Genomic DNA, 282 nt, shown 5'->3' on the forward strand with positions numbered 1-282 from the left:
CGTGCGGATCCTCGCTGAGGTTGAACAGGCTGACGGGCCCAAAGTCCTTGTAGCCGTCATGGTAGGTGCGCAGCATCAGCCAGTCGGCGCCGTCGAGCCGGAACCGCACGCCGCGCTGCACGGCCCATGCGCCCTGGCTCAGCACCAGGAAATCGCGCCCACCCTCCTCGCCGGCGGCAAGCGCGGTCGCGAAGGATTGCCCGTCCCACAGCACTGGCACGCTGCCGCCAAGCCGGTCGATCAGCGTCGCGGCCCAGTCGAAATGATAGTGCAGGCCGGCAT

The 282-nt window shown here is 68.4% G+C and carries 1 pseudogene; it reads right to left on the reverse strand.

The annotated features are described in order from the left end of the window. Positions 1–282 (reverse strand): annotated as a pseudogene (locus EN853_RS33695) (sulfatase); the annotation flags it as partial.

The organism is Mesorhizobium sp. M1C.F.Ca.ET.210.01.1.1 (assembly GCF_004791585.1).
Taxonomy (GTDB): Bacteria; Pseudomonadota; Alphaproteobacteria; order Rhizobiales; family Rhizobiaceae; genus Mesorhizobium.